The following is a 14,340-nucleotide window of genomic DNA, read 5'->3' on the forward strand; positions in this document are numbered from 1 at the left end:
CCACATGGACTTTACGATCGAGGAGATCTCGCTCGGTGGCAGCCGAGCTGTCTTGTACGGTACGCCGTTGACCGAGCCCGATGCGGGCCGACGGCTGGTCCCCCTGTCCGTGGGGCAGGCGCTGCGCGGATTGGAGGAGCCGTGACCTCGGCAATGGACGCGCTCTACGGGAAGAACCGGGGGCCATGCTCACCCTCGGCCAGATATAGAGAAACTCTGGCCCCAGGACATGGTTGTCCAATGGAGCACTTGCCCGTGAGGCCGGTCAGGGGTTGATCGCCAAACGACGAGCGTGTTGAAAGCCTGGCGAAGGCGCAGCATGCGAACGGTGTCGGGTGGCCGGCCAACCCTCGGCAAGCCGGGATGACCGACGGACAGCGGCGGCAGCCCTCCCTCGAGGGGGGACAAGATCGTGAGACAGAATGCCGGGCCAGCTGAATGAGACAGTGCGAGAACACGCAGGTCGTCACGACGGAACGGGACATTCCAATTGCGGACCTACACACCCGCTCGATCACCCTCGCCGCCCGCGCGGCCGCCGCCGGACAGCTCGGCATCCTCGCTGACGCCGACCTCGAACGCATCGAGCCGCCCGCCCCGCCCCGGCCGTCCGCGCCCCGCACAGCACGCCCCGCACTCCAGCTCTCCTTCACCGAAGAGGAGGCGTCCTGATGTCCGACCAGCCCCCGCGCACCGTCCTGGAGCGGTTCCCCGTCGGTGGCCCCCGCGGCTCCTGGCCGGCCGACGAGTACGCCGCCACCCAGCGCACCCAGGGCCGCAACGCCTGGGTCGTCATGGATCTGCGCAGCGATCAGTTCCTCGTGGTCACCGACACTCCTGAGTAGCACCTACCCCCCCTCGTCGAGCGCTGTGCCGCGCCTGCTCCTGGCGGCGCTCATCACCCCGGCCGCCGGGGCTCGATATCGCCGCCGTCACGCGTTACGTCGCCGACCGGTGTGCCGGCCACTGGCACGAGAACGGCCCCGAGGCGCCTGCCTTGGCCCGCATGGCTCACAACAGCGGTAAGGGCCAGTGGCGCACCCGGGGCCCGGGCGCCGGGCCCTACTGGATCAGTTCTGACACAAGGGATGGATCCCGCGGCCGCATGGGTCGCCGCTGGGGGCCCGCGCCTTGACCCGCCGAGGCTCCCGGCCGCCCAGGGCCGGAGTCCGCCTCCTGTGACTCCACGCCCCGGCTGCCCCCCCGGACCGCTCCACGCAGTCACAGCAGCTCACAGACATGAGATGAGGCACCAGCATGACGCTCACCAGCCCCAACACCGTCCTTGCGAACGCCCTGACGAACGTCGAGGACGTCCTCGCCCCGCGTATCCACGCCAGCAAGCCGCAGCGGATCGCCCTGGTAGTGGGCACCCAGATCAACGGTGCCCCGCACGCCGGCACCTCTCTGGTGCAGTCGATGGCGTTCGCCACGGCCGCCCGGCTCCACGACCGCCACGGCCTGCCCGTGGAGGTCAGGTTCTCGGCACTGGACAACGCGCCGCACGAGCTGGTCACCGACCCCGTATCAGGGCACCGCTACCAGCGGGCCTACGCCCAAGCCCTCGGCACGGACGGCATCGCCCGCCTGGTCGGCACCCTCTACCAACCCCTGTTCGACGCCCTCTCCGAGCGGCTGGCCGTGCCGTACGGCGTGGAAACCTACTCGCAGCAGCAGGCGACCGGCCTGTTCCGGGAGACGTGGCTGCGGGTGCTGCCGCGCCTGGACGCCGCAAGCCTCTGGCTCGCCCCCTCCACGGGAGTCCCGCACCTGCGGGTGCCCTGCCCGCACTCCTGCGGGTGGGCGGAGAAGTACGCACAGCGCACCCGTGTGGAACGCGCCGGCCGCGGCCTCGCCCGCGTATCGGCGGTCTGCCTGCACCACGGCCCCTACACGGCCACCATCACGCCCACCGACGGCGGCTACCTCGACCTCGCCACGCTCTACCGGAACATGGTCAAGGAACTCGCCGCGCTCGCGGAGGCCGACGTCCTGCAGGTGATGGTCAAGGGCACCGACTGGATGCCCGGGAGCCTCCTGGTCGACGGCGCACTCCAGGCCGTGGGCCGGCCTGACCCGCGGCCAACTGCCCGCTCGGCTGTTCTGCCCGATGATCGTCGCCGAGACGGGCGCCAAGCTCTCCAAGAGCCTCATCCGCTCCGGGGAGGCGGCGCTGCCCGCAGGCGCCGAAGCTTGGTGGCTACCCACTCAGCGGAGTAACGGCAGTGCGCGTCAGCGGCGGGTGGAAGCCACTGGGCCGGGTCCTGGTCGGACGCTTCGTGGTCCTGCCCCGCCGTTGGGTCGTCGAGAGGTCGCTGGCCTGGATGATGCACGCTCGCCGGCATGCCCGGGACTACGAACGGCTCGTCCAGCACTCCGAGACCCTGATCACCTGGGCCGCCATCACCCTCATGACCAGGCGCCTCGCGCGGAAAGGGGCGACGCCCAGCTGGCCGAGGAAACCCGCGTCGGCCGACAGCTGACGCAGCCACTCCTCGGCCGCCTCCGGCACCTCTTCCGTCCCGCGCTGGCTCCGCTTCTTGCTGCCCCAGTCTGGGCGGTGCAATTCACGGACGCCACACCGCCCGGGAAATCCGCTCGGCAGCACACAGCAGCACACGGCACAGTGGCCCCATGAACGAACGAGGGCTGGACCGCGACGGAACGATCGCACGAGAAGGCGCACTGGATCGAGTGCCAGCGGCGTTCGTCCCCGTCGTCGATGCGGCCCGCGCTCGTATCACCGAGACGTTCGACGATACGCGCCTGCACAGTGCCTACCTCTACGGCAGTATCCCCCGGGGCACCGCCACCCCCGGAGTCTCAGACCTCGACCTCCAGCTCGCCCTCCATGATGAGCCCAGCGAGGCCGACCGCGCTGACGCCAAAGCGATCGAGGCCGTACTCGACGGTGCGTTCCCGCAGATCGATGGCGTCGGGATCCTGCTGACCAGCACGCGGGTTCTGCTCAGCGACGTCGAACGTCACGATGGTGGGTTCTTTATCGCCTGCCTCTGCACCCCGTTGTTGGGCCCTGACCTCGCAAAAGAACTGCCCCGTTACCGCCCCACGGCCCTCCTCGCGCGGGAGACCAACGGTGACCTCGCACGCGTGCTTCCACGCTGGCGTGCCAAAGCAGCCGAAGCCACCACGGACGCCGATCGCCGGACCCTCAGCCGTCTCGTCGGCCGTCGCATCGTCCGCACAGGATTTACTCTGATCATGCCCCGATGGGGCGGCTGGACCAGTGACCTCGACCAGTCCGCCGAGTTCTTCGGCCGCTACTACCCCGAGCGCGTCGAGCAGATGCGTGTCGCCGCGTCCGTTGGTCGTGCACCCTCGCCCGACCCGACGGTGCTCGGGATGCTCATCAACGACCTTGGCCCTTGGCTTGCAGCCGAATACACAGCCGTGCACGGCGAGAAGGCCGCGCGTCCCTGATGGGCAGGGCCAGGCCGTTCTCACCGACACAACCATCCAGCGGAGCGCGGCCCGGCGCCACGCTCGCCGAACTGCACCTGCCTACAGATTAGAAACACGCACGAGGTGATCCAGCACCTCCACGTGACCTGGCGCTAAGGATGGGCCCCCAACTTGCGGCGGTCCAGGATGCGGCCGCAGCGGTCCGCACCGAAGGTGATCACATGGCGATCGTCGTGCTGCGCGAGCTGCGCAAGGAACTGTCCGAGGACTTCGGGCCGGGCGATCCGGTCTTCTACATCGAGGCGGTACACGCGGCACCGGCCGACCCGGACGTCTCAGGAGACGCGGACGACCGGACGTTCTGCGGGAAGCCGACCCTGGACATGGAGCGGGTGAACTACCAGCCCGCGGGACCGGGCGCACCGTGGCTCCCGCCCAACATGCGGAAGTGGAATGCGGCACCTGTGCCAACGCGCTCCGATCGCAGTAGACGCCTCCCAGACGAACGGGGGAGAGCACGCGAGAGGGCCCGCAGCCGAAGCCGCGAGCCCCCGTCGACCAGAGGGTTACAGCACCTGCACCGACTTCACGTCGGCAGGGAGAGGGCGCGTGCCCATGTGCAGCCCGGCGCGCTCCAGGTCGACCAGGAGGTGGATCTCATCGTCGTCGTACGGCCAGCGAGCCACGGCGCCCTCGGTAAACAGATGCGCGAAGGTACGGCTCGGCAGGGTGTAGCCAACCTCCAGCGGCACCGAGGCCGGGCGTACCTCGTACGGCGCCTGAATGGCTCCGTGGAGCACGTGCGTTTCCAGGACCGGCACGGCGGTGCTGCGCCACGTCGTGACCGGCTCGGTCCACTCCAGCAGCCCGTCGCAGTCAGCCCCGTGCTGGGTCATGTCCAGGTGGGCCACGAACGGTGCCGGGAGGTTCTGTAGGCGGGCGGCGTTGCCCGTGCGGTCGGCGTCCGCTCCGGGGGACGCCCCGACCCGGATGCGGCGGCGGGCGATCCGGCCGAAGGCGAGCCGGGTCATGACGCTCGTGAACGCGGCGACCTGATGCGACGGCCAGGAGCCCGCCCGGGCCGGCGTCTGCCCGACCATGGCGGCAAGCCAGTCCGGGAAGCGTCCGTCACGCAGCCGGGCGGCCACGGTGTGCAGGTGCTTCGCCTGGTCGGGGTCGGCCAGCATGTCGGCCAGCTCGGCCTCTGCGGCGTCTTCGTGGATGGTGCGCCCCACAGGGCCTCCTTCGGGTCGGTCGGGTGAATGGCCAGGTGAGACCGGCGGTGGCGTTGTCCTCCCCGCCGTCGACCCGCTGGAAGCCGTTCATGGAGCGGGAGTGCCGCGCCCATCCGCCCGCCGCAGGTCCGACAGGTTGACCCGCTTCAGCACCGGACGCAGCACGGCACGCTCCTGGTGGTGGTCCTGCCAGCGCCCTTCAAGCACCTTGTCCTCCAGCTCTATGTAACTGACCCCGGAACCCGGGTCGGGCAGGATCCGGAAAACGTCCGCGCCACCGTTCTCGGCGATGAACCCTTCGGCCAGGACGAGGAACGTCGGGTCCGCATGGTCGATGTGCAACTCGGCAGCGGACGGGATCGGTGCCCCTGTGACGGAGCAGACCAGCGGCTGCCCGGAGCCGAGCACCGCGTTCCGCGCGGCCGCCACCTGATCGGCGACCGCGTGCCGCAACGCCGCGAGCACCTGGGTGCGGTGTCCGAGCGGAGTCAGGCAGGCATTCCACGAGAAGTCGGCCACCTCGCCATCGAGCCGTACGAGGGCGAGCCCGACGCTTCTGCGGCCATGATCGGTGTGGGCGATGACGCGGAAGTGCGCGATGCCGGGGCCCCGCTTGAGGTCGTACTCGGGGTGACGTTCGAGAAGGCCGCGGAGGAACGCGTCGTCGTCGGGGTCGGTGACGTCACCGCCGACGCCGTACCGCTGGACGATGCCGCGGTAGACGTCCCGGACGGCCTCCTTGGTGGGGTAGTGGGTCGCACCGATGGTGATGCCTCTGGGCACGGGGTTCTCCTGCCTGTCGGGTGTTGGGAGGTCAGGTGAGGCCGGCGGTGGCGTTGTCCTCCCAGCCGTCGACCCGCTGGAAGTAGCCGTTCATGGAGCGGGAGTGCCGGGCCCATCCGCCTTGGTCCGCGATGGCCACGGCGTCCTTCCCCTTGCGTCGGGCGGTCGTGGCCAGGCCGATGCGAAGGGAGTGGCCGGTCCAGGCGAGCGGGACCCCGGCGCGGACGCTGATCCGCTTCAAGCCCGGGTCACGGAGTCGGGGACCATGCCGCCGGTGACGTTGCTGTGCCGGTCAACACCGACAAACGCGGGCGCGGTCGGCTCCGACCAGCGCGGCTCAGCCTCGGCAGCGAGGCGGGCCCGGTACGCCTTCCACGCCTCCACCGGGCAGACCTCCGGGTCAGCCTGATAGTTGATCTTCGCGTCCCGGACGCTGTGCTTGGTCTTGCCGGTGAGGACCGAGACGACCAGCCCGCGCGGGGTCAGCGTGACGTCCCCGGCGAGGAGGCCGGTGGGGTCCTGCGCCCGGGAGGCGTAGTGGAAGCCGGTCAGGATGAGTGCCTTGTCCCGGGCCCCGGCGAGAGTGTCGGGACAGGCACGCACCACCCGGTACAGGTCGGGCACCTCGGCGGCCGCCGCCTGGCCCCGGCCGCGCCGCTCCCCGGCCTTGAGAAGTTCCACGGAGGCCGCCTCCAGCGTGGCCCGGGCCTGCGCCTGGTCGTCCCGGCTCACCTCCGCGCCCCGACGGCGCAGCTCCACGACGACCCCGGCGAGGATCGTGGAGGCGGACGACGGCGCGTAGCCCTTGCCGCTCACCTGGCCCCGGTCCAGCAGCCACACGACGAAGGCGACGAGGGCACCGCGGGTAGGCGCCATTTCCGGGAAGTCCTGGTCGGTGCAGAACCGTGTCCAGACCCGCCACGCCTTCGCGTACGTGTCCGTGGTGTTCGCCGGGGTGAGGCGACGCTGCACCGCGTCCGCGAAGTCCTCCGCGTCCGCGAGGCGCTGCGCGACCTCCACGCCGTGACGCTGAGCCCACTGCACGACGAGGGCGGCCCGCTCGTCCCCGGCCGGAAGCGCCGGCATCTCCGCCGCGGTGCTCACCGCGCCTCCTGGCGGTGCACCGTGGCGCGTGCCTTGGCGCGGTCCAGTTCGCTGGGGAAGTGGATGGTTCGCCAACGCTCGCCGTTGTGCCCGGGGATGCCGCGCCAGGGCGCCACGATGTGCATGAGGCAGTCCCAGGCCGTTGCCCGGGCGCTCAGCTTCTCCGGGTTCCTGTCCGCGATCAGGTCCGCCAGTTCGTCCAGTTGGTTACCGACAGCCTCGTAGAACGCCTGCACCATGCGGGCCTCGGAAGTGTCCGGACGGTACCGGCCGTAGACCTCGTCGCAGCGGGCTTCGAGGAACGCCCGCAGCTCCTCCACGTCGTTCAGGGTGAGGGCGGTGGCGTAGAAGTCGGGGGAGTGCTCCAGCGTCTCGGGGGCGTCGGTCAAGTACGGCTTGGCGGCCATGACGGGGCGTCTCCTCACGTTCCGGCGCGAGGACTTGACCCGGTGTCACATCCAGTTTGTCGCGTCGGATAAAGGAGAGTTATCCGACGTCAGACGGGGACATGCGGGAACGCACGGGAAGATCCGGGGACATGGGTCCTGGAGGGCCGGACCGGCGACACCAGCCGGAAGGTGCCGGTTCACTGGGACACGCTGAAACGGGCTGTGACGCACTTCACTGTTTGACGAAATCGCCGAATGACAATTTCCTCCTTAACGACAGAGGACCCACGCTCCCGCATGGAGGTGGGTCCTCATTGCTGTCTGAGACCCGTCCGGACCTCTCAAGGGGCGTAGGGCCCCGTATCCGCAGGGCCCTGGTTGGGGCCCGTCCGCCGGGATCTTGGCGGGTCGAGGCGGCGGGCCCCCCGAGCCGAAAAGGCCCGTCATGACGGTACACATCGAAGGTGTTCGCCTTGCGATCTTCGTGATCGCCTGTGTTGTGGGCTACGGCCTCTACCGCCACTCGCGGACCCAGCTACTGAACTTGATTGGGTGATGTCGGGGCGTTCTCCTGACGCCTCTGCGGTGGTCAGATAAGCGTGGGGTTGTGAGATATGCGCAGGGCGGCGGGCTGACCGACGCTGGGAGGGCAGCGCGGGAGCGGGTCCGGCTGGGGGCTGTGGAGCGATTCGAGCGTGGGGAGAAGAACCGGGAGGTCGCCGCCGCGCTGCGGGTGAGCGAGCGGTCCGTGGAGCGGTGGCGCCGGTCCTGGCGCGAACGCGGCGCGGCCGGTGTTGCGTCCAAGGGATCACCCGGACGACCTCAGCTCAGTGATGTGCAAGTGGCCCGGCTGGAACGCGAGTTGGAGCGTGGGCCGTTGACGCACGGCTGGGCGGATCAGCGGTGGACGCTGGCCAGGGTGAAGACGCTGATCGGTCGCATATTCCGCGTTTCATACACGCTCCAAGGCACGTGGAGGCTGCTGAAGCGGCACGGCTGGTCGTGGCAGCAGCCCGCCCGCCGGGCCATCGAGCGCGACGACACGGCCGTCGAGTTGTGGAAGAAGGACGTCTGGCCGCGGGTAAAAGCACCGCGGCGGCGCTCGGTGCCTGGATCGTCTTTCAGGACGAGGCCGGGCAGTCGCTGACGCCGCCGCGCTCCAGGTCCTGGGGACGGCGGGGCTGCACGCCCGTGGTGCGGGTACGCGGAAGAGGATCGGGCCGGGTGTCGATGGCGGGGATGGTCTGCTACCAGCCGGGCCGGCGCTCGCGTATGTTCTATGCAGTGCGCGAATACCGCGGCCGCCTGGGGCAGCCGAAGGGCTTCGGCTGGCGGGACCTGCGCGACCTGGTCGTGCGGGCCCGCATCCAGCTCGGCGGGCCCATCGTGCTTGTCTGGGACAACGTACGCCTTCATCTCACAGCCGGGATGCGGGAGTTCATCGCTGCGAACGCGGCCTGGCTCACCGTCTTCCAGCTGCCCGCCTACGCACCCGACCTGAACCCGCAGGAGGGCATTTGGTCGCTGGTCAAACGCGACCTCGGCAACCTCGCCGCAGCCGACCTGGCCCAGATCACCCGGGCTGTGAAGCGCAGACTCAAGCAGATCCAGTACCGGCCCGACCTGGTCGACGGCTGTCTGGCCGGCACAGGTCTGACCATGGGCGGCTGACCGGGCCCCGTGAGGTGAAGGGGTATTCGATGGAAGACCAAGCCTCCCGGCTGCCAGGCTTTGACCATGAGCCTCCAGCCCAACGACGTATCCAACCCCTCCTGGCTGGGCAAGCCGATCGACGCCCGCCCGCTGTTCGGGCCAGAGCTCGCGTCGCTCCTCGACGTGCTACGCGGCCTGCGGCGCAATGAGTGGAGCAGGGCTGCGGTCCCGGGCTGGACCGTCCACGATCTTGCCGCCCACATCCTCGGCGACTACCACGGCCGTCTCGGCTGGAGCACAGAGAGTCACCAGCGCACCAAGGCGGCTGGAGAGACACTGGAAGCGTTCATCCACCGGGTCAACCAGGAATGGATCGACCTCCACGCCGATCACAGCCCCGCAGAGCTCATCGAGGCCCTGGAACTGGCCGGGACCCAGGTCGCCCGTCAATTGGAGGGCACCGACCTCGGCACCACGGGCCTGGGAGTGTCCTGGGCAGGGGCCAACCCGGCGCCCAAGTGGCTGGACATCGCCCGGGAGTTCACCGAGTACTGGACCCACCGCCAGCAGATCCGACATGCCACCGGCCAGGACACCGATCCGGAGCCCAACGCTCTGGCCACGGTCCTGGACACCTTCATGCGGGCCTTGCCCCACACACTGCGTCACACGCCCACACCCGCCGGGACACAACTCCAGGTGGTCATCGATGAGCCAGCCGTCGGCACCTGGACCGTGACCGCCACCGCGGACCGCTGGTCACTGGCCGAAGCGCCCAGAGGCCAGCCGGCCGCATCAGTGCGGCTGGACTCAGAGACCGCCTGGCGACTCTGCACCCGCGGCATTGATCCCGATACTGCCCTTGCCCGAGCCCGCATCAGCGGAGAGCGCCAGATCGCCGAAGCTGCCTGCCAGATCGTGTCCATCGTCTACTGATGGACGCTGAGCGTCGAGGTCCACCTCCCAGGTGTGTCGCCAGCCGACACAGATGACAGGCCGACATCACGCATTCAAGTTCAGTAGCGCCCGACAACGTGGGCGAGGCAATCATGGTCGCCGCCGCCGTGGTGACCGCACTGGTGCTGGTCTTCACCGGCACCGAAGAGGATGCGAGCGAACTCGGTACGCCCACCGAGCGGCACTCTTCCACCAGCCCGCCGGCTGCACCGCCTGCCGCCCCTTCGGGAACTCCGGCTCCGTGAAGGGTTCAACGTCGCTACCGTGGAGGCGGCCGCCCTCGCGTCGGCCCGACTCCGAGCCGGACCCGCCCACGCCGAGACGGCGACGAGGACAAGGGGCTCAGCCTCACGCGACGTCAGCAACGCCCCGTAGCGCCTCTCGTGGTCCACCGACGCCACGGCGGCCGATGCGTGGGGTCCGCCGCCGGGAGAGCGACCGGTCCATGACCACCGACAAGCACGCCAAGCGCGCCGCCCGCGACCTCGCGGCGCGAGAGGGCATCTCGTACACCGCCGCCCGCCGCCGCCTCGCCGGGGCAGTCGACCAAGAGCCGCGGCCGCCGGTCGCGGTGCCGATCGCCAGCACGCCATGCCCGGAGGGCTGCGACGGCACGGGCCACCCGGGCACCGCGTGCTGGGCGTGGAGGCCGGCCGACGCGACGAGCACGGCGAGCTGGGACGTGCGCCGTGCTGCAGAACTGCCCGGCGGCCGCGCGGACCAGGTCATGCGACGCCATGAGGAAGCCAGGGAGAACGTCTCCTCCCGGTGGGCTCGGTTCCACGCGTGGGAGACGAAATGGCTGCTCGCCCTGGTCTACGCCATGCTCACGGACCAGCGCCCGGAGCTGATGCCGGACCGCGCGCGGTTGCGGGCCGCCGTCGAGGCGGACGACCTGGCGGCGGTAGACGCGCTCATGGAGCCACTGGACCGGGCGGCCGCGCGCCTCATGACGAAGGTGCCGGCCGTCTGGTGGGGCGAGGTGAAGCCGCGGATCGACGCGTACGCGGACGCCGTGGAGAGCGACGACCGGGAGCTGAGGACCTGGCAGGAGGTCGACGCCCGGCACGTCGTGGGCCGCCTGGTCGACCAGTGGCGCAGAACGTGGGAGCCGACCGTGCGGAACGCCTCGGGTGTCCTGGAGGCACCGGGCGTGATGTGGCTCGCGGTCAAGGGTTGGCTGGACGCCCTCCTGGTCGACCGGCACGGCGGCCATGCCCCCGGTGCCCGGGTCCGCTTCGGCGACGGCCGCCCCGCCGTGGTGTACGCCGTGGAGTGGGGCGAGGACGGCCCGCCGGTCGCCTACCGCGTCCGGGAGCTGGAACCCGGCGCGCACGGCAACGTGGGCCGCCTGGTGCCATCCCTGTCGAGTGACGTCCTGGTCCCGGCCGCCGACTGCCGCGAGGACACCCCGTGCGCGGTGTGCGGCCGCACGGCCGGCATGGCGGAGGCCCTGTGCGATGGCTGCGCCCCCCGCTTCGGCCCTGTGTGATGCTCGGGGCCGGACCCCGCTAGGGCGGCTGCCAGCCAAACATGCGTGCGTCTTCGGCCAAAGTCGCAGCCCAGCGCGCCTACAGATGCCCACAGTTGCTTACGAACCTTGTTCACCTGCCCACAGATTCACGCAACTGGTGCCCGTTCTGGGGTCAGTTGCGGGGCTAAAGCCCTGTCCGGCAGGGTCATCGCATCGGGCCATCGACCCGATCACCCACGGGGAGCCCCGTCCGATGGCCCGGGCAGGCAATCGTCGGACGTGAGCTCCCCGCGCGGGACCCCAACCACGACAGGGAGAGATCCGATGCACGACGGTAGCAAGACGGACAGCGAGGGCGGGGAGCAGCCGGAGGGCCGCATGGCCGGGCTCTGGCGCCGCATGTGGGAGTGGCGTGTCCAGCAGCACCTGGCGCGTGGCCTGGCCTACGGCGTCGGGAGTGGGGCTGTGAGCCTGCTCCTGCTGTGGGTGCAGATCCGGTACTGACGCTAGTCGTCCCCACCGGGGAGCCGTTTCGGCGATCCGGGCGGCAATGCGGTAGCCGGGGCTGTTGTCGAGACGGCCCCGGCGCCGGTCGTAGGGGGGCGAAGTCCTGTGGAGCTTGGCTCGGGGGCGTCCAAGGCGTGGGTGACAGCGTCGTGAACAGCACTACATGTCCGTTCGCCGAACAGAGCCGCTTCGTCCGCTGCCGGTGCGGCGAGCCGACCCGGGCGGGCTCCCCGTACGTAATGTGCGGGGCGTGCCGCGCGGAGGAGATGCCCGGGCCGTTGGACGACTGACCCATCCCGGCCGGGGACACGTCCCTTATGGGGACCGGTTGGTGGGCGGAGGAGATACGCGCGAAACCCGCCACTTCCCCTCCCCGGAGCCTCCTACAGTGGCCCCATGAACATTCGCTGGGGTGGCTCGGTCTGGGAACTGATGCTGGTGAAGCGCGCGGTAGGGACGGCCCTGTCGAACTCGGCGAGCGGCGGGTACAGCACGCTCCTGCGTGACGGCGCCAGGAACCTGGTTGGCCACGCGGACCTGCTCAACGGAAAACGTGCCGTCGCCGGGCTTGTCGCGGTCTCCGCGGTAGCGGGCGGTGCGCTCACCGCCGCCACCATGAAGGCGACGCCGCACCTCAAGACGAAGTTCCGCTCCGCGGCCCAGGACACGGCAGAAGGGGCGGCTGAAGCCGCCTCCGACCCCGTCGAAGAGCCGGAAACCCTCCAGGGGCCGCGGCTACGCGCTGTCTGACCATCAGGCAAAGCGCCAGCGCGGCGCCTGGGTGGACGAGGTCCTGGACGACGTCGGCACCGTGGCGCGGGCGGACGTGCCCGAGCTCGTCGGCGCGGTCGTGGAGGACGTACAGCAGCCCGAGGAACCGGGAGCGCAGCAGGACGGCCGGCATGGTGGCTTCCCACTCGCGGGCGAGCTGCCCGAGGTAGGCGGCCGGGACGGGTCCGGCGGATGGTCGGCTGGGAAGGTCGACGGCAGGCATGGGTGCCTCCGTGCTCGTGGGTGTCGCCAGGCCCTCAACCATCGGCGTCAGGAGGCGGCGCGGTGGCCGGCCTCCGGGTGGTGCAGCGCGCCAGGCCCAGAACCATGCAGCGCGCGGGCGACGTCAGGCGGTCGCCGTGGTGTCTTCAATTGGGGACATGCCGGAGCGGCGGCGCTCCAGCTCGGATCGGTGGACGCGGACGCGGACGCGGTGGCCGGTCGGCCCGAGGCGCTGTACGCGCATCTCCGGGTCGGCGGCGATCCAGCGGGACACGGTCTTGGGGTGGACCTGGAGGGCGGCGGCGAACTGGACGCGCGTCAGCCACTCCGGGCCGTTGTCAGTGCCCACGGGGGGCCTCCTTCGGGCGTGGTGGACATGCCGCCCCATGCGGTCCCATACGGGGACAGCCGGGAGCGGCGGAGCAGTGTGCCACACGGGCGCGGACTCCTGTGACGGCATGAGAAAGGCCCCCGGCCGCGCCCTCGTCGGAGGGGCGGCCGGGGGCCTGTGCGCGGTGGTCGCCTCCAGCCTGGCGGCTCATGCGTCAACCCGAAAACCGCACAGTGTGACCGCCGCGCACAGGTGTCGTTGGACGGCCTAAAGCCGACCGACAGGAGATGCAGATGTACCGAACCGCACGAACGGCGCTCGTCACGACAGCGCTCACCACCGCTGCACTGGCGATGACCGTTGGGTCCGCACAGGCGGGCGGTATCGGGGCCGGGCTCGGGCCGTCCGAGGGCAACACGTGCGTCAACCACGACGACAGCCGCACGACCGGCACGGCGGCGAACTCGACCGGCTCCGCTACGGGCAACCTCCTCCAGGTGCCGGCATCGCGCCCCTATAACTGGTGCGGCGGCGCAGACCTTCCGATGATGTAGACCGCCCGGCGGGTCGTCCTCACGGGCGCTAACGCAAAAAGGCCCCCGACCGCGCCCTCCGTGGAGGGGCGGCCGGGGGCCTCGTTCTCTGGGGTCAGTCGACCAGCTCGATACCGATGGCCAGGCACCCCAGCGCTTCCTTGTCCGGCGGATAGATACGCCGGATGTTGGCCAGTTGGTCCTCACGGGTCGCCTCTGGGTTCACCTGGGAGGGCCCTTCGGCGTCCAGGAGTTCCTCGAACGAGGCGTACTCGGCGACCCGTGTCACTCGCGTCATGCATGACCGGTCGGTGTTCTTCACGGCGAACCGGATCAGGTCACCGACCGCCAGGCCTTCGAACTTCGGGTACTTCACCCGCACTTCCCGGGTCTTGCGGCCGGTGGCCACGAGGTCGAAGTACTGGGGGTACAGGTTCAGCTCGATGACGCGGGCTGAGGTGGTGCTCATGTAGCCGGGCTCCCTGCGGGTAAGGACATCAGCCGCGACAGCTCCGCAGCCGAGTACGAGCGGAAGAAGTGCCGGGGGTGGGACAGCAGCAGTCCCGCCAGGTTCAGCAGGCGGTCCGCGAACTTCCCCACGGTGCCGGGCCACTTCCTGGTGTCGAGCATCCACGGTTCAGCGCCCGCGGGCAACGCCGCCTCCCCGGAGCGGATGAGGCTCTTGGAGAGCTTGGCGCCCGTCTCGCCGACGATCATCGGGCAGAACAGCCGAGCGGGCAGTTGGCCCCGAGTCAGGCCCACGGCCTGGAGAGCGCCGTCGACCAGGAGGCTCCCGGGCATCCAGTCGGTGCCCTTGACCATCACCTGCAGGACGTCGGCCTCCGCGAGCGCGGCGAGCTCCTTGAGCTTGTTCCGCTTTGACGGACACCATCGGTGTGGTGGTCAGGCTGCGAGTGCGGTCTCGTATTCGGCGGGACTGCGATAGCCGAGGCTGCTG

19 protein-coding genes and 2 pseudogenes are annotated in these 14,340 nt (G+C 70.2%); 11 read left to right on the forward strand and 10 right to left on the reverse strand.

Annotation, left to right across the window (positions count from 1 at the left end):
• The first annotated feature begins 671 nt into the window (after positions 1-671).
• Both ACFY9S_RS39475 and ACFY9S_RS39480 read left to right on the forward strand, forming a co-directional pair.
• Complete coding sequence (locus ACFY9S_RS39475) at positions 672-845, forward strand: hypothetical protein (protein ID WP_391138787.1); 174 nt, start codon at positions 672-674, stop codon at positions 843-845.
• 412 nt (positions 846-1,257) lie between these two features.
• Positions 1,258-2,220 carry a hypothetical protein gene (locus ACFY9S_RS39480; protein ID WP_391138789.1) on the forward strand — a complete coding sequence of 321 codons (963 nt, stop codon included), beginning with the start codon at positions 1,258-1,260 and terminating at the stop codon, positions 2,218-2,220.
• Here ACFY9S_RS39480 and ACFY9S_RS39485 read toward each other — a convergent pair.
• A pseudogene (locus tag ACFY9S_RS39485) lies at positions 2,187-2,273 on the reverse strand (HNH endonuclease); the annotation flags it as partial. The gene ACFY9S_RS39480 and the pseudogene ACFY9S_RS39485 overlap by 34 nt on opposite strands.
• A 3-nt stretch (positions 2,274-2,276) precedes the next feature.
• Here ACFY9S_RS39485 and ACFY9S_RS39490 point away from each other — a divergent pair.
• Both ACFY9S_RS39490 and ACFY9S_RS39495 read left to right on the forward strand, forming a co-directional pair.
• Positions 2,277-2,483: pseudogene (locus ACFY9S_RS39490) on the forward strand (IS5/IS1182 family transposase); the annotation flags it as partial.
• A gap of 151 nt (positions 2,484-2,634) precedes the next feature.
• A complete protein-coding gene (locus tag ACFY9S_RS39495; protein ID WP_391138790.1) occupies positions 2,635-3,441 on the forward strand; it encodes a nucleotidyltransferase domain-containing protein in 807 nt (268 codons plus the stop codon).
• 134 nt (positions 3,442-3,575) lie between these two features.
• On the opposite strand, the gene ACFY9S_RS39500 is transcribed toward ACFY9S_RS39495, so the two are convergent.
• The 6 genes from ACFY9S_RS39500 to ACFY9S_RS39525 form a co-directional block, all read right to left on the reverse strand.
• Entirely contained in the window at positions 3,576-3,734 is a 159-nt protein-coding gene (locus ACFY9S_RS39500; RefSeq protein ID WP_391138792.1) for a hypothetical protein, read from the reverse strand.
• 255 nt (positions 3,735-3,989) lie between these two features.
• Positions 3,990-4,658, reverse strand: coding sequence for a hypothetical protein (locus ACFY9S_RS39505; RefSeq protein ID WP_391138794.1), 669 nt, complete (start codon positions 4,656-4,658; stop codon positions 3,990-3,992).
• Between the two features lie 87 nt (positions 4,659-4,745).
• A complete protein-coding gene (locus ACFY9S_RS39510) occupies positions 4,746-5,441 on the reverse strand; it encodes a DUF3223 domain-containing protein (protein ID WP_391138796.1) in 696 nt (231 codons plus the stop codon).
• Positions 5,442-5,472: 31 nt separating this feature from the next.
• Entirely contained in the window at positions 5,473-5,682 is a 210-nt protein-coding gene (locus ACFY9S_RS39515) for a hypothetical protein (RefSeq protein WP_391138798.1), read from the reverse strand.
• Positions 5,679-6,545, reverse strand: coding sequence for an integrase (locus ACFY9S_RS39520; protein ID WP_391138800.1), 867 nt, complete (start codon positions 6,543-6,545; stop codon positions 5,679-5,681). The genes ACFY9S_RS39515 and ACFY9S_RS39520 overlap by 4 nt, the downstream gene beginning before the upstream one ends.
• Positions 6,542-6,952, reverse strand: coding sequence for a hypothetical protein (locus ACFY9S_RS39525; protein WP_391138802.1), 411 nt, complete (start codon positions 6,950-6,952; stop codon positions 6,542-6,544). The genes ACFY9S_RS39520 and ACFY9S_RS39525 overlap by 4 nt, the downstream gene beginning before the upstream one ends.
• Positions 6,953-7,541: 589 nt before the next feature.
• Between ACFY9S_RS39525 and ACFY9S_RS39530 the strand changes: the two genes are divergently transcribed.
• The 6 genes from ACFY9S_RS39530 (at position 7,542) to ACFY9S_RS39555 (ending at position 12,275) form a co-directional block, all read left to right on the forward strand.
• Entirely contained in the window at positions 7,542-8,081 is a 540-nt protein-coding gene (locus tag ACFY9S_RS39530) for a winged helix-turn-helix domain-containing protein (RefSeq protein WP_391138803.1), read from the forward strand.
• The gene (locus ACFY9S_RS39535) at positions 7,991-8,605 is read left to right on the forward strand and encodes a transposase (RefSeq protein ID WP_391138805.1); all 615 of its coding nucleotides are present in this window, start codon (positions 7,991-7,993) and stop codon (positions 8,603-8,605) included. The genes ACFY9S_RS39530 and ACFY9S_RS39535 overlap by 91 nt, the downstream gene beginning before the upstream one ends.
• 66 nt (positions 8,606-8,671) lie before the next feature.
• Positions 8,672-9,523 (forward strand): maleylpyruvate isomerase family mycothiol-dependent enzyme, encoded by an 852-nt coding sequence (locus ACFY9S_RS39540; RefSeq protein WP_391138807.1) that lies wholly within the window; start codon positions 8,672-8,674, stop codon positions 9,521-9,523.
• Between the two features lie 466 nt (positions 9,524-9,989).
• On the forward strand, positions 9,990-11,036 hold the full coding sequence (locus ACFY9S_RS39545; RefSeq protein ID WP_030039551.1) for a hypothetical protein: 1,047 nt from the start codon (positions 9,990-9,992) through the stop codon (positions 11,034-11,036).
• Positions 11,037-11,342: 306 nt separating this feature from the next.
• On the forward strand, positions 11,343-11,522 hold the full coding sequence (locus tag ACFY9S_RS39550) for a hypothetical protein (RefSeq protein WP_391138809.1): 180 nt from the start codon (positions 11,343-11,345) through the stop codon (positions 11,520-11,522).
• 399 nt (positions 11,523-11,921) lie between these two features.
• Entirely contained in the window at positions 11,922-12,275 is a 354-nt protein-coding gene (locus tag ACFY9S_RS39555) for a hypothetical protein (protein ID WP_030039549.1), read from the forward strand.
• Positions 12,276-12,642: 367 nt separating this feature from the next.
• Here ACFY9S_RS39555 and ACFY9S_RS39560 read toward each other — a convergent pair whose 3' ends face one another.
• Positions 12,643-12,867: a helix-turn-helix domain-containing protein gene (locus ACFY9S_RS39560; protein ID WP_391138811.1), complete on the reverse strand. Its 225-nt coding sequence runs from the start codon at positions 12,865-12,867 to the stop codon at positions 12,643-12,645.
• A gap of 275 nt (positions 12,868-13,142) precedes the next feature.
• On the opposite strand from ACFY9S_RS39560, the gene ACFY9S_RS39565 reads away from it, so the two are divergent.
• On the forward strand, positions 13,143-13,403 hold the full coding sequence (locus ACFY9S_RS39565) for a chaplin family protein (RefSeq protein ID WP_391138813.1): 261 nt from the start codon (positions 13,143-13,145) through the stop codon (positions 13,401-13,403).
• A gap of 94 nt (positions 13,404-13,497) precedes the next feature.
• Here ACFY9S_RS39565 and ACFY9S_RS39570 read toward each other — a convergent pair whose 3' ends face one another.
• Together ACFY9S_RS39570 and ACFY9S_RS39575 are read right to left on the reverse strand one after the other, a co-directional pair.
• The gene (locus ACFY9S_RS39570; RefSeq protein WP_391138815.1) at positions 13,498-13,851 is read right to left on the reverse strand and encodes an ASCH domain-containing protein; all 354 of its coding nucleotides are present in this window, start codon (positions 13,849-13,851) and stop codon (positions 13,498-13,500) included.
• Positions 13,848-14,204 carry a hypothetical protein gene (locus ACFY9S_RS39575; protein ID WP_391138817.1) on the reverse strand — a complete coding sequence of 119 codons (357 nt, stop codon included), beginning with the start codon at positions 14,202-14,204 and terminating at the stop codon, positions 13,848-13,850. The genes ACFY9S_RS39570 and ACFY9S_RS39575 overlap by 4 nt, the downstream gene beginning before the upstream one ends.
• Positions 14,205-14,340: the final 136 nt, after the last annotated feature.

The sequence above is a fragment of the Streptomyces sp. NPDC012474 genome, assembly GCF_042955185.1.
Classification (GTDB): domain Bacteria; phylum Actinomycetota; class Actinomycetes; order Streptomycetales; family Streptomycetaceae; genus Streptomyces; species Streptomyces cahuitamycinicus.